We start from the raw sequence: 13,382 nt of genomic DNA on the forward strand, positions 1-13,382 counted from the left end.
CATCAAATATGCAATTACCTATCTATCAAGTAGATGCCTTTACGGATAAACTATTCGGAGGAAATCCAGCGGCAGTTGTTCCATTAAAAACTTGGTTATCTGACGAATTAATGCAAAAAATTGCTTTTGAAAATAATCTTTCAGAAACCGCTTTTTTTGTTCCTAACGAAACAGGTTTTGATATTCGTTGGTTTACGCCAACAGTCGAAGTCAATCTTTGTGGTCATGCTACTTTGGCAACTTCATTTGTTATCTTTAATGTTCTGAAATATGATAAAGACATTATCTTATTTAGTTCAAAAAGCGGAATTCTGAAAGTACGAAAAGAAGATAAGTGGCTTGAACTTGATTTTCCGATGCAAGAATCGTCTATTGCGGAAGCTCCAGACGGACTTATTGAGAGTATTGGTAAAAAACCTAAAGAAATTTACCGAGCTTCTGATGACTATATGTTAGTATATGGTTCTCAAAAAGAAATTGAAGATTTAAAACCAAATTTCGGAGCGTTAAAGCATATCAAAGCACGTGGAATAATCGTGACTGCTAAAGCAAAATCTAAAAAACTTGATTTTGTTTCACGTTTTTTTGGTCCAGGTTCAGGTATTGATGAAGACCCAGTTACGGGTTCGGCACATACTAAATTAGTACCTTATTGGGCTAAAATTTTAAGTAAAACTGAATTAACGGCCGAACAGATTTCGAGCAGAAAAGGGTTTCTCAAATGCAAACTCGCTGGCGACAGAGTTTTAATGGCAGGAAAAGGGAAATTATTTCTCAAAGGGAAAATTAGTGTTTAAACCAAGCATATTTCTTTAAAATGAGGCATAAAAGTTGTGTCTCATTTTTTTTTTTTAATATTTTGATAATTATCATAAAACATTTATATTAAAACACTTGACACCCCCTATTCCGATTTCGTACCTTTGCAGCCTTATTACTTAGGTTAAGCAATTTTTCTTCGCCTAAATTTCTTCATGTCAGATAACAATCACCCCAATACATGAACGAAATCTAACAATGTCTCTGTAAAAATCAGAGTTGGGAATAAAATAACAATGAAACTTTCAGAATTTAAACTTGACCTTCCGCATAGTCTTATCGCCATGCACCCATACGACCAACGTGATAGTAGCCGTATGATTGTGGTGAATCGTAAAACCAAGAAAATCGAACACAAAATGTTTAAAGACATTGTTGATTATTTTGGCGAAAACGATACGATGGTTGTCAACAACACAAAAGTATTTCCTGCCCGTTTATATGGTTCAAAAGAAAAAACAGGTGCAAAAATTGAAGTTTTTTTGCTTCGTGAATTGAACCGTGAAATGCGTTTGTGGGATGTATTGGTTGATCCTGCTCGTAAGATTCGTGTTGGGAATAAACTTTATTTTGGCGATAGCGATTTAGTAGCCGAAGTAATTGATAATACAACTTCACGTGGCCGTACTATCAGATTTTTGTTTGATGGCTCACACGAAGAAATGATGAAAACTATCCATGAATTAGGCGAAACTCCATTACCGATTGACATCATCAAACGTCCAGTAACTGAAGAAGATAGAGAACGTTATCAGACAATTTTTGCTGAAAATGAAGGTGCAGTGGCAGCTCCAACCGCAGGTATGCACTTTACTCGTAATGTTCAACGCCGTATGGAATTGAAAGGGACAAATTTCTGTCCAATCACATTGCATATTGGTATCGGTACTTTCCGTCAAGTTGATGTGGAAGATTTGACTAAGCACAAAACTGACTCTGAAAATTTCTTTATTCCAGAAGAAACTTGTGACATTGTCAATAATTCAATTGACAAAGAAGGACGTATTTGTGCAATTGGCACTACTGCCATGAAAGCTATCGAATCTTCGGTTTCGGCAAGTAATCATTTGAAACCTGTAAACAATGGTTGGACGGATAAATTTATCTTCCCTCCTTTCGACTTCAAGATTACAAATGCTCTTCTTACTAACTTGCACTTGCCAGAATCAATCTTATTAATGACTGCTTGTGCATTTGGAGGACACGAATTAATTATGCAAGCATATCAAGAAGCCATCAAGGAAAAATACAAATTCTTTACTTATGGTGATGTTATGTTGATTATCTAACCCACTGCCGACCCATCGGACTGCCCTAAAGGGGAGCTAAAATAAAAAAATGACTAATAATGAAATAAGCTCCCCTTCAGGGGCGGACATGGTTGTGGGAATCTACGCTATAATTGTTGCTGGTGGAAGCGGTAGTCGGATGAAAAGTGAGATTCCGAAGCAGTTCCTTCCGCTCAATGGCAAGCCAATTCTGATTCATACAGTTGAAAAATTCCTACAAATACCTGATATTCAAGTAATTGTTGTTTTACCAAAAAATGATATTGAATATTGGAATGAGATTACGGTATCTAACGCAACCATACAATCTTTCAAAAACTCAATTACCATTGCAGTTGGTGGGGCATCTCGCTTTCAATCTGTTAAAAATGGTTTAGCCACCATCAAAACTCATGGACTGGTAGCCGTTCATGATGGTGTCAGGCCTCTCATTAATCTTGATATAATACAAAACTCCTACAAAGTTGCAGCAGAAAAAGGCTCAGCCGTGACGAGCGTTTGGGTGAAAGATTCGGTCAGAGAAGTTGAAGCAAGTGGCGAAAGTATTGCTCTCGACCGTACAAAACTCAAGTTGGTTCAAACTCCACAAACATTTCAAGTAAATCTAATGAAACGAGCTTTTGAGGTTGAAGAACAAGCTTTTTTCACTGATTGTGCCAGTGTATTAGAATTTGCAGGCGAAAAAATAACACTCATTGATGGAGCTTACGAAAACATAAAAATTACCACGCCTGAAGATATGCTCGTAGCTGAGGCTTTTCTACAAACTCAGCAGTAAGCTATTCACAACTATATTCAAATTTAGACATACTGCTAATCGTTTTTCCTTGATTTTCCAAGATGATATTCATCGAAGTTGGAAATCCATTGGCATTATATGTTGTCTCTCTGATAGTCCGAATGTCTGGTACTTCTTTAAATTCTAAATTTTGAATCGTAAAAAATTTTGTACCGATTATATTATTACTCCCAAATGGCAGAAAATTATAGAGTGGACGCAATAACCAATACAAACCAATTTCCGGAATTCCTTCAAAAAAATTGCGTTTATCATCAAAAGTATGTTCATTAATGGTAGCTGGATTACCAAAATCGGCCCTTGTAATTCTAAACGGATTTCCTTTGGCATCATACTCAATCGTACGATTTAGCCCTACTAAATTTAAACTAATCGCTCCAGTTGCTCTATTTTTACTATCAAATTCTAATATTATTTCATTATTCTGCAAGTTATTTACTTTCTGAATCACTTTTTCGGGATTTTCTTTTGTACCATAAACAAAATCGAACAGAATAATCCTCGTCAAATTTGTCTCGTCACGAATTCTGCTTACTTTACCAAGAGCATTGTATTCAAAAATAACTTTTTGGCGGGCAGTAGTGTCAGTTCCATTTCTGAGGTCGTAGCTGTACATTTGTTCGATGCGATTATCTTTCAATGTAATCAAATCGTGGTGAATCAACTTGGTGGCAGGATATTCAGTGACAAACTTTGTAAGACGACACAAGGGCGTAGTTTCATTTTTCTGACACGACCAAAAACACAAGCAAATAACAATAATGTAAATATTTGTCTTCATTTTTTGTAAAATTAATTTTATCATTAAACTACATTCGCCTGTAAATGTTAGAAAAGTCAAATAGTATTAATCAAAAATTAAAAAAGTTTTGCAATGAGCCATTCGGGCAATATTTTTAATAAAATTGCTATGATTTGATATCGTTTTGTGATGTAGGCTACTTTCTTACGAGCGGCAATTGCTACCGCAATCTGTTGGGCGGCTTTTTCGGGAGTTGCAACCCAAAACATCCCTTTATTTTGTTTGGTCATGGGAGTATCAACAAAACCAGGGCGAATATCTGTCACATAAACATTTGGATAATATTTGGCCGAACGCATTCGCAGACCAGACATATAATTGGCCATAAACGCCTTTGTAGCATGGTATTCGGGCGAATAGGCACTACCTGTTTGAGAAGCCAATGACGACACGCCTACTAAATGCCCACTCCCCTTCTGTGCAAAATATTTATATGACCATTGAGCCAAAGCCGTAAATCCACGGGCATTTATATCAATGGTATCCATTTCTTGCTCATAAGTAGCTTTCTGGAAACCTACGCCTGCATTAATAATTACCAAATCAATGCCATTCATCAGTTTTTCGGCTTCATCCATTTTAGCACGAGCTTCGTCGGTTTTCACTACATCCATTTCTAAAACATTAATTTTAGTATTGGGAAATGCATTTTTAACTTCTTCCAACAATGCTGTTCTTCTGCCTGTAATCACCATTTCGTTGCCTTGTGAAGCATAAAACTCAGCCAATGAGCGACCAATTCCCGTTGTAGCACCAATGAGTACGATTTTCATTATTTTTAATAGGTTATTTTTAAAATTTGGCTTGAATAAAAGGTCAAGGAATTCTCTTTTGTTTAATATCTTTGTTTCTCAAATGTAATAAAAATCATTTCAAAAAAATATTATTTATGCAAAAACGTCTAACTGCGGAAGAATATATCAAAGGAATTTTAGCTGGGAATCGAATTATTTTGAGTCGAGCTATTACCTTGATAGAAAGCCAGTTAGAAAACGACAGACTAATTGCACAAAAAGTACTGGAAGGAGTTCTGCCACAAACTGGCAAGGCAATCCGAATAGGAATTACGGGGGTGCCAGGCGTTGGTAAAAGTACTTTTATTGAGGCTTTTGGCAAGCACATTACTTCACTCAACAAAAAAATTGCAGTTTTAGCCATTGACCCAACCAGCCAACGCACCAAAGGCAGTATTATGGGCGATAAAACTCGCATGGAAGAATTAGCACACGATTCACTCGCATATATTCGCCCTTCACCATCTGGAAATACACTCGGTGGTGTAGCCAATAAAACCCGTGAAACCATGCTTTTGTGCGAAGCAGCAGGTTTTGAACTTATAATTGTAGAAACCGTTGGGGTCGGTCAGTCAGAAACAGTGGTAAAAGGCATGGTTGACTTCTTTTTGCTTTTGATGCTTTCGGGAGCAGGCGATGAGTTACAGGGAATTAAAAGAGGAATTATGGAAATGGCCGATGCAATTGCCATCACAAAAGCCGATGGTGATAATAATCAAAAAGCTAAAAACGCCCGCATGGAATACGTACATGCTCTGCATCTTTTTCCGCCGACTGCTAATAATTGGTATCCGCCTGTGCTTACTTGTTCAGCTTTAGAAAAAACAGGTTTATCTGAAATTTGGCAAGTGATTCTCGATTTTGAAAACCAAATGCAAGAAAATGGTTTTTGGAAAAAAAATCGCCAAGAACAAAGTCTCAATTGGATGAACGATTATATTAAACAATACCTTGAAACACAGTTTTTTTCGGATAAATATGTCAAAGAAAACTTAGAAATAATATCAAATCAGGTACTTTCTGAAGCAATTTTGCCAATTCAAGGAGCAAACATACTTTTAGAAAAACATTTTACTGGTCTTCGTTCATCTAAAATTTAAAGTTCGGTTTATTTACTCACTTAGAATTCCAGCTAAATTACTTAGACAATACTTAAAAAAAGAGTAATTTTGCAGTTTATAGCCTACATTTAAAGTTTCCTTGAAAATTTCTGACTACTGAAAAACCTTATTTATGTTCTGGTATAATCTTTCTAAAATTATTTTAAAAAACCGCAAGACTTGGCTTTTTGTATTGCTCATTACAACCATTTTTATGGGTTTCATGGCATCCAAAATCACAATGTCTTACGAATTAGCCCGAATTCTTCCCCAAAGTGACGAAAACTTCAAAATTTACGAGGACTTCAAGCAACGTTTCGGTGAGGATGGAAACGTGATGGTTATCGCCATCGAAAGCGACAAAGTTTATCAACTCGAAACTTTCCAACAATGGTATGATTTAAGCAAAAAAATCAAAAATATCGAAGGGATTAAAAATGTTCTGTCAAATGCCAACTTATTTGGCATTGAAAAAGATAGCATTGAGAAAAAATTTAATTTCCCTCCGTTAATTGCCAAACGCCCAACAACGCAGGCTGAAATTGATACTTTAAAAGCTAAAATAGATAAACTACCCTTCTATAAAGGGGTTATTTATAGCCAAGAAGGTAATGCTCACTTAATGGCCGTAACTTTCGACCAGTCGAAGTTAAATAGTAAAGGACGAATTACAATTTCGAGAGAAATTGAAGCCGCCGCAAAATCATTTGGCGAAAAAAACAATATTGAAGTACATTTCTCAGGAATGCCGTTTATTCGTACCAATTTTATTTCAAAGGTATCAGCCGAATTAACCAGATTTCTCGGCTTAGCTTTTTTAGTAACTATCGGCATTCTTTACATTTTTTTCCGCTCAATTCGTACCGTCGTTTATACCTCATTACTTGTTATAATTTCGGTGATTTGGTCAGTTGGCTATATTGTTTTATTCGGTTATAAAATCACGATTCTAACAGGTCTTATTCCTCCTCTAATTATTGTCATTGGTATTCCGAATACCATATTTTTAGTCAATAAATATCAAGAAGAATTTCTGAAACACAGCGACAAAATGCGTGCTTTAGCAGTTTCAATCGAAAAAATTGGAAAAGCGACCTTCTTGGCAAATGTGACTACTTTCATCGGCTTTTTTGTATTTTATTTCACTGGAAGCCCTCTTTTATTAGAATTTGGTTTAGTAGCCGCCATTGCAGTTATGTCAACTTGGGCAATATCATTAATCTTGATTCCGATATTATTCAGTTATTCTGCCCCACCAAGTGCCAAGAACGTTCGACATCTTGATAATAAGAATCTTACAGCATTCTTGAGTTTTGTGAATCGAATCGTACACACAAAACGTACTTATCTCTATTGGTTTATTGCATTTTTGGTAATTGTGTTCACATTTGGCATGACTCGTTTAAAGGCAATTGGATATATCGTAGATGATTTGCCTCAAAAAGACCCTATTTATGCTGATTTGAAATTTATCGAAAAACACTTTCATGGAATTGTACCTTTTGAGGTTGTAATAGACACTAAGAAAGAAAATGGTGTATTAAATCCACAAGTTTTGAATAAAATCAAAGTCATGCAAAGAGAATTTGCCAAATACGATGATTTTACGAACCCGATTTCATTGGTAGAAGCCATTAAATTGGTTTATCAAGGCTATCGTGGAGGAGACCCTAAATATTTTCAATTGCCTGGAACATTTGAACTTCAAAAATTAGCAGAGTACGTTGGCACTGTAAAAGGTAAAGAAAATTTGGCAACGCCTTTTATCGATAGCACCAAACAATTTACTCGCGTGAGTTTTCAATGTGGTGATGCAGGAACTGTCAGAATTAGAGAATTAGTCGAAACACTTCAACCAAAAATTGACACAATCTTCAATTATGACCGTGAAGCCCAACAATGGCTGCCAAAAGAAGAACAAATAAATGCAAAAATCACTGGAAATGGCGTGGTATTCATGAAAGGGAATGACTATTTACTCCAAAATTTGATTGAAAGTACACTTTGGGCGATTGGTTTGATTTGTATTGTAATGGCTACACAGTTTTTTGATGCCCGTATGATTCTCATCTCTACGATTCCGAGTATTTTGCCATTAATTATCACGGCTGGCGTGATGGGATACTTCGGCATTCCACTCAAACCAACAACAATTTTGGTATTCAGTATAGCTTTTGGTATTTCCTCCGATGGAACAATTTATTTTTTGACAAAATATAAGGATGAACTTAAAAACCACAATAAAACTGTTTCGGAAGCCATCACTGAAACAATTATGTATACTGGCATAAGTATGTTTTATACCGCAATCATCTTATTTTTTGGATTTGGTATATTTGCAGTTTCAAATTTTAAAGGTACTGTTTATCTGGGAAGTTTGATTTCAATTACGCTTTTAATGGGGATGATTGCCAATCTGATTCTATTACCAGCCCTCTTAATGACTCTTGATAAGAAAAGAAAGAAAGTAGCATGATAAATTTTCATTCGGAATCCATCGACTTTAAGGTTGTAAATCCAATAAAAACCAAGCGATGGTTGAAGTCGGTCATTGAAGCTGAAGGCTTTAAGTTGAGCGAAATCAACTATATTTTTTGTGATGATGCGTATCTACACAAGATAAATGTAGAATACCTCGACCATGACACATTGACGGATATTATCACATTTGATAATTCGGAAGATGAAATGCTGATTGAAGGTGATATCTTCGTAAGCATTGAGAGAATTACTGACAATGCTAAAGATTTCAAGACAAGTTTTGAACATGAATTCAGAAGAGTGATTGTCCATGGAGTTTTACACCTTTGCGGCTATTATGACAAAACTGACGAAGATGAAAAACAAATGAGAGGCAAAGAAGACCATTACATTAATATTTGGTAGAACTCAACGATACATAAGAAAAAAGGGCAGAATCTTCTGCCCTTTTTTACTTTTGTTGCTATTGAGTGAAATAAAATCTTTATAAATATATACTATATCTGATTGCGATTTCGAAATGAGTGTTTTGAATCACACTTATGATTTACTAACAGAAATAACCATGCCAAAACACTAATAACCAAGTAATTAAGCAGAAATTACAAATAAACAATGCCTTAAATATTTGCGTTTTTCAAATAAATACATTCAATAAAATACTTTTTTATTAACTAAAATACTTAATATATCCGTTCAATAACTTTATTTTAAATATTAAAAAAAACAAAATTCTATAGAATCAACACAACAGACTTCTCAATTCTAATAAACAAGTTTATGCTTATTTAAAAATTACCACTCAATAAGTTTATTTCATTTTTTGTTGGTTAACAATTAATTTGGTGCTTTGAAAAATCAATCACTAAACTTCGTACCCATGAAAAAATCAATGCTTATTTTATCAATTTTAGTATTCAGTTGCTCCGTAATTTCTTCTTTTACTTACCCGCAAAACGAGACTTCTGAAGTTTCAAACAATTACACGCCTAAACAAGTTGAAAAAGGCAAATATTTGGTTGAAATTATGGGATGTAGAGATTGCCATTCACCAAAAGTAATGACAGCTCAAGGCCCAGCTTCTGATATGTCAAAAGACCTTTCAGGGCATCCAGCTTCAATGCCTGTTGGTAAAATTAACAAAGAATCACTCAAAGAATGGGTTCTTTTCAATATGATGAATACAGCAGCAGTCGGACCTTGGGGAGTTTCGTTTTCGGCAAATCTTACCTCCGACGCAACAGGTATTGGTACTTGGAGTGAAGAACAATTTATTATTGCTCTTACCGAAGGGAAAAGTAAAGGTATTCGTTCGGCAAGACCACTTTTACCACCGATGCCTTGGCAAAATTACGTCAACATTAAAAAAGAAGATGCAGTGGCAATGTTTGCTTACCTAAAAAGCACAAAACCTGTTAATAATGTAGTACCACAACCTATTTCTCCTGATAAATTATAGAGCAAACATTAATCCATTCGCTTTGGAGATATTATATCTTCACAATATAGTATCTCCAACAACCATTTATAAAATATCAGCATAAATTACTCCTCACTACAATATTTTCTGCCCTAAATCTAATCCTATTGCTATACATTTTTGCCTTAAAACCTTTGCTCCCATAAACTTTGTATAACTTTTGTGTTTAAAGTATCAGAATTTCATATTTTTGAAGAAATATTAGTACCTAATCACCTAAAACTATCCATTTAGTCATGGCAAACCGTATTGGCGGCTATCTTGCAGGAGCAATTCCTGCGAATGTAAAGAAAAAAGAAGCTGGAAAACTCGACAAACTACCATCCAAAGTTGATTTAAGAGAACACCTCACCGAAGTAGAAATGCAAGTAGGCAATAGCTGCGTAGCGAATGCATTTGCTGGTGCTTATGAATATTTGGCCAAGCGAAACAATGGAGAATCGGCCGATGTAAGTCGCTTATATATTTATTATAATGCCCGTTGGCTTGGAGATTCGGCCGATAAAGACTGTGGTTCGGTGATGTACAATGCCATCGAAGGATTAAAAGAATACGGAGCTTGTGCGGAAGAATTATGGCCAAACGACGATACTATGATTCTTGATGAACCTGACCAAACAGCCTACGACCACGGTTCAAATTTCAAAATAGTAGATGCCGAATATATAGAAACTGACCTTGAAATTTGGAAACATACACTGGCTGAAGGCTACCCGATTTCATTTTGTATCAATACTTTTGAGTCGTTTGATAGTGCTTGCAAAAATAGAGGACGAGTACCAATGCCAAAACCATCAGATAATGTTCGTACAACTCATGGTTGGCATGCAATGCTTTGTGTAGGATACTCAGACCCTGACAAAGTTTTTATCGTACGCAATTCTTGGGGGAAAGATTGGGGCGATAGAGGTTATTGCTATATTCCTTATGACTACGTAATAAATCAAGATTATAATGGACACGACTCATGGATTATAAAATCGGTCGAAAATCTTGATTTTAGTGAGGGTGTCTGGGATGATTCTGAAGAATCAAGTTTTGCCGTTGATGGTATGGTTTATGTTACTGATTTTTGGATAGAAACCGAAGATACTGAAGATTTTGCAACTCAGTTAGAGGAACTTTGCATGGAGTATGTAGAAAATGAAGAAGACTTTTATTTTGACTATGAAGCCCAAGAAGAAGATGGCATAGAATATACTTACATCAAAAACTTTGAAATTCTTACCGAATATCCTGATGATTTTATCGCTGATTTAGAAACACTCTGTGTAGATAATGCGATTGATGAAAACTTTGGTTTCAATTATGCTGGAAGTGAGGAAGAGGAGGAATAAATAGCTCTCAATATAAGTCTATTAAAGCTGAGTATCAATTAGAGCTTAATTGATACTCAGCTTTTTTTATGGTTTAACATACTTTTTAGCAACATCATCTAAAACCAAAACCCAATCTTGACCATAGCCAGAAGTTGGAGGAGTAAATTGTTTTGTACCTTTATTTTCAATGATACCGATTTCTTTTATCTGCCCATTTTTGGGAGAAAACCAATAGCCAACTAACTGATTACCAGATACTTTTCCTAAATTAACAGTAAAAGATTTTCCTGCTGCCGAATAAATAAAAATATAATCATTACCTCGTGTTGCTTGTATTCGCTCATAAGCAGAATTGGCATTTTCAAGAATTAACGACTGATCAGGAACTCTATCTAAAATTGGCCTTGACTCTATCAATCTCTTCAAATATTTAACTTGATTGGCAGCAGGTAATTCAAGAGCAGTCTTCCAATAAAAATGTGGACCATTAACTGGGGTAGCTTTTGGGCGATACATTTGCCAAACATCATGACATCCATACGTGAAGCCAAATGCTCCAGCAAAAACATCTAAATAAAGTGCTTTTCTTACATCATAAGCATTAGTTGTACCCAAATCATTGGCATTGAAACACACAGGATGGTCTTCGTAAATTGGTTCACCATCAATCACAGGTTTTACTAATTGACGGTTATATGAACCTTGAATTCGGTTATAAACATCATTATCTCGGCAATGACCAGTCTGAAACATATTAAAATCAAACCAATCATCGTTATGAAACCACTCGCTTGCACCTTCTTTGTTTGGTTGCGGGTGAAATGTAATCAATGCGTTTTCATTTCCACCATGAGCATCCACAATTCCTGCTGCCATTGCTCGCCAGAGAGCAACATCTTGCGATCCAGCACGAGGATTACGATCACCACCCAAAATCCAAATGATATTCTTACGATTTTTGTATCTATTTCCTATCCATTTGGCAAAAACTTTTGCATTTTCTGCATTAAAAATTTCAGGGCCAGTTCCCCAACGGTCTTTAAAAACTTTATCGCCCCAAGTTGGTAAAAGTCCGATATTGAGGCCAAGTTCATTGGCTTTATCAACTATAAAATCAACGTGACGGAAATAAGCTTCGTTGGGTTTTGTTGGGTCATTATTCAGAAATGGTTTTTCTCCATAAGCATTAGGAGAATTCAAACCATCTAATTCTGCCAAAGCTACCGCTTGAATAATAGTAAAACCTTGCGAAGCTCTTTTTGTCAGATAATAAGTTGCAGAGTCTCGATCAAGAGCATGAAATAACTCCCATGCAGTATCTCCAACCCAAACAAAGGGCTTGTTTTCTTTCAGAATATAACGCTTGTTGACACTAACCGTAAATGTTTGAGCTAATGAAACACAATTTACAAAACCCAGAAATAAGATTGGAATGAAAAACTTTTTCATAGTTAATTGTCGAATAGAGGATATAAGAATCACGCCCAAATTACTATTAAAACTTTATTTATCAAGCATTTATCGACTAAATATCAACCTAAACTCGAAATTTTCTCAATCAAAACCTCATTGATTTTTACATACGATTCAAAAGTCCAACCAGCAATATGTGGCGTAAAAATCACTCGTTCTGAAGTTGTTAATTTTTCAAAAACTACTTTTTGCTCATCAGTAAGTTTTTGTAGTTTTTCATTTTCTAAAACATCCAAACATGCTCCTCTGACTTTACCATTTTCGATGCTTTCAGCCAAATCTTTCAAAGGAACAATTTCGCCACGTGCAGCATTGATTAAAAGGATATTTTTTGAAAATTTCGATAGAAACTCAGCATTTACCCATTTGTTTGAGTCACTCGTAAGAGGAATGTGTAAAGACAAAATATCAGCTTCTTCAAAGATTCTTTCCATTGCACTTTCTTCCACAATTTCATCAGAAAAATCTTTTTTAAACTTATCAAAAGCTAAAATTTTGCAACCAAATGCCTTAAAACGTTTCGCAGTTTCAGAACCATTATTTCCATAGCCAATAATTCCAACAGTTTTTCCCATCAACTCATAACCTCTATTTTTTTCTCGTTGCCAAACACCATTTCTAACCTCACGATCAGCAATCAGTATATTATTCATTAAACACAAAGTCATACCGAGTACATGTTCGGCCACGGCTACTCGATTCCCTTCATTTGCCGCAAAAAGGGCAATACTTTTCGACTCAACATATTCGATATCTATCAAATCAAGTCCAGCTCCTGCTCTACCAATAAATTTTAATTGATGAGCATTTTGCAATAATTCTGCATCTACAAAAGTTTTACTTCTGATAATCAGGCCAACATAATAATTTAACTTTTCAATGATTTCAGCTCTTGCAATTTTGGGTTGATAGTCAGGCTCGTAACCCAAGTTTTCGAGCATTGGCATTAAACTTAGGTGCATTTCATCAGCAATTAACACCAAACCCTTATTAGTAGCATTGTTTGTATTCACAGTACTTTTTTTA

At 35.4% G+C, this 13,382-nt stretch carries 12 protein-coding genes; 8 read left to right on the forward strand and 4 right to left on the reverse strand.

The annotated features are described in order from the left end of the window. Positions 1–8 precede the first annotated feature (8 nt). The 3 genes from ABR854_RS17610 (at position 9) to ABR854_RS17620 (ending at position 2,886) form a co-directional block, all read left to right on the forward strand. The gene (locus tag ABR854_RS17610) at positions 9–797 is read left to right on the forward strand and encodes a PhzF family phenazine biosynthesis protein (protein ID WP_350266998.1); all 789 of its coding nucleotides are present in this window, start codon (positions 9–11) and stop codon (positions 795–797) included. Between the two features lie 258 nt (positions 798–1,055). Beyond that, positions 1,056–2,108 (forward strand): tRNA preQ1(34) S-adenosylmethionine ribosyltransferase-isomerase QueA, encoded by a 1,053-nt coding sequence (queA, locus tag ABR854_RS17615; protein ID WP_305952483.1) that lies wholly within the window; start codon positions 1,056–1,058, stop codon positions 2,106–2,108. 49 nt (positions 2,109–2,157) lie between these two features. Then, positions 2,158–2,886, forward strand: a complete 729-nt coding sequence (locus ABR854_RS17620; RefSeq protein ID WP_350267001.1) for a 2-C-methyl-D-erythritol 4-phosphate cytidylyltransferase — start codon at positions 2,158–2,160, stop codon at positions 2,884–2,886. 1 nt (position 2,887) lies between these two features. Here the strand turns inward: ABR854_RS17620 and ABR854_RS17625 are convergent, their stop codons facing one another. Beyond that, entirely contained in the window at positions 2,888–3,688 is an 801-nt protein-coding gene (locus ABR854_RS17625) for a hypothetical protein (RefSeq protein ID WP_350267003.1), read from the reverse strand. A gap of 77 nt (positions 3,689–3,765) precedes the next feature. After that, a complete protein-coding gene (locus ABR854_RS17630) occupies positions 3,766–4,482 on the reverse strand; it encodes an SDR family NAD(P)-dependent oxidoreductase (protein WP_350267005.1) in 717 nt (238 codons plus the stop codon). 116 nt (positions 4,483–4,598) lie between these two features. Between ABR854_RS17630 and meaB the strand changes: the two genes are divergently transcribed. The 5 genes from meaB to ABR854_RS17655 all read left to right on the forward strand — a co-directional run bounded on the left by meaB (position 4,599) and on the right by ABR854_RS17655 (position 10,901). Beyond that, complete coding sequence (gene meaB, locus ABR854_RS17635; protein WP_350267007.1) at positions 4,599–5,603, forward strand: methylmalonyl Co-A mutase-associated GTPase MeaB; 1,005 nt, start codon at positions 4,599–4,601, stop codon at positions 5,601–5,603. 223 nt (positions 5,604–5,826) lie between these two features. Continuing rightward, the gene (locus ABR854_RS17640; RefSeq protein ID WP_350267009.1) at positions 5,827–8,079 is read left to right on the forward strand and encodes an efflux RND transporter permease subunit; all 2,253 of its coding nucleotides are present in this window, start codon (positions 5,827–5,829) and stop codon (positions 8,077–8,079) included. Then, positions 8,076–8,489, forward strand: a complete 414-nt coding sequence (ybeY, locus tag ABR854_RS17645) for an rRNA maturation RNase YbeY (RefSeq protein ID WP_350267011.1) — start codon at positions 8,076–8,078, stop codon at positions 8,487–8,489. Before ABR854_RS17640 ends, ybeY begins: the two co-directional genes overlap by 4 nt. Before the next feature lie 475 nt (positions 8,490–8,964). Further along, positions 8,965–9,543 (forward strand): diheme cytochrome c-553, encoded by a 579-nt coding sequence (locus tag ABR854_RS17650; RefSeq protein ID WP_350267013.1) that lies wholly within the window; start codon positions 8,965–8,967, stop codon positions 9,541–9,543. A gap of 257 nt (positions 9,544–9,800) precedes the next feature. Next, a complete protein-coding gene (locus tag ABR854_RS17655) occupies positions 9,801–10,901 on the forward strand; it encodes a C1 family peptidase (RefSeq protein WP_350267015.1) in 1,101 nt (366 codons plus the stop codon). Between the two features lie 66 nt (positions 10,902–10,967). On the opposite strand, the gene ABR854_RS17660 is transcribed toward ABR854_RS17655, so the two are convergent. Then, the gene (locus ABR854_RS17660) at positions 10,968–12,332 is read right to left on the reverse strand and encodes a glycoside hydrolase family 140 protein (protein ID WP_350267017.1); all 1,365 of its coding nucleotides are present in this window, start codon (positions 12,330–12,332) and stop codon (positions 10,968–10,970) included. A gap of 83 nt (positions 12,333–12,415) precedes the next feature. Then, on the reverse strand, positions 12,416–13,369 hold the full coding sequence (locus ABR854_RS17665) for an NAD(P)-dependent oxidoreductase (RefSeq protein ID WP_350267019.1): 954 nt from the start codon (positions 13,367–13,369) through the stop codon (positions 12,416–12,418). Positions 13,370–13,382: the final 13 nt, after the last annotated feature.

It is taken from the genome of Emticicia sp. W12TSBA100-4, assembly GCF_040253585.1.
GTDB lineage: Bacteria > Bacteroidota > Bacteroidia > Cytophagales > Spirosomataceae > Emticicia.